At 52.9% G+C, this 896-nt stretch carries 2 protein-coding genes; both read right to left on the bottom strand.

Annotated features, from left to right (window positions below):
- Nucleotides 1-3: 3 nt before the first annotated feature.
- Nucleotides 4-405, bottom strand: a complete 402-nt coding sequence (rpsI, locus tag JKK62_RS09320; RefSeq protein ID WP_201427665.1) for a 30S ribosomal protein S9 — start codon at nt 403-405, stop codon at nt 4-6.
- Between the two features lie 17 nt (nt 406-422).
- Entirely contained in the window at nt 423-851 is a 429-nt protein-coding gene (gene rplM / locus JKK62_RS09315) for a 50S ribosomal protein L13 (RefSeq protein WP_201427664.1), read from the bottom strand.
- Between the last annotated feature and the right edge of the window lie 45 nt (nt 852-896).

Raw genomic sequence — 896 nt, 5'->3', positions numbered from 1 at the left:
TGATTATCTCTTTGAGAACTGCGGCGCACGGCGTGCGGCTTTGAGACCGTACTTCTTACGCTCTTTCATTCTCGGGTCACGTGTCAGGAAGCCTGCCTTCTTGAGCTTGCCGCGGAGGTTCTCGGTGTCGTACTGGAGCAGAGCTCTGGCGATGCCGTGACGGATAGCACCCGCCTGGCCTGTTACGCCGCCGCCTGATACACGGCATACAACGTCGAACTTCTCGTCTGTCTCGGTGAGAGCAAGAGGCTGTCTTACGATGAGCTTGAGTGTGTCAAGACCGAAATAATCGTCAATGTCACGGTCGTTGATGGTGATCTTGCCTGTGCCCTGGTAGAGTCTTACGCGGGCAACGGAGCTTTTTCTTCTACCTGTACCGTAGAAATAAGGTGTCTTGTCGTACATTCTGTTCTGCCTCCTTCTTATGCTTCAAACGGCTGGGGCTTCTGAGCCTCATGCTTGTGCTCGGCGCCCTCAAAGAGTCTGAGTCTTAACAGAGCGTTTCTGCCGAGTGTATTCTTGGGAAGCATACCCTTAACTGCGAGCTCCATAGCCTTGGTGGGCTTTGTAGCCATGAGGGTATCGTAACGGGTTTCCTTGAGGTGGCCGATATAGCCGGTGTGGCGCTGCCACTTCTTCTGAGTGAGCTTGCTGCCGGTGAGAACCGCGTCCTTGCAGTTGATGATGATTACGTGGTCGCCGCAGTCTACGTTGGGTGTGAAGGTGGGCTTGTGCTTGCCTCTGAGGAGCACTGCCGCCTGTACTGCAACTCTGCCGAGGGGCTTGCCCGCAGCGTCGATTACATACCAGCTGCGTTCAACTTCGCTTTTCTTAGCTAAATATGTTGACATATTTATTCCTCCTAATCTTTATTCGTGCCCTATGATTATATATCA

The organism is Ruminococcus difficilis, assembly GCF_016680995.1.
The sequence above is the reverse complement of the archived record's forward strand: the minus strand, read 5'-3'. Positions and strand labels throughout refer to the sequence as shown.

Coding starts and splice junctions, on each gene's coding strand:
- rplM (WP_201427664.1), bottom strand. CDS start 851: ATGTCAACATATTTAGCTAAGAAAAGCGAAGTTGAACGCAGCTGGTAT.
- rpsI (WP_201427665.1), bottom strand. CDS start 405: ATGTACGACAAGACACCTTATTTCTACGGTACAGGTAGAAGAAAAAGC.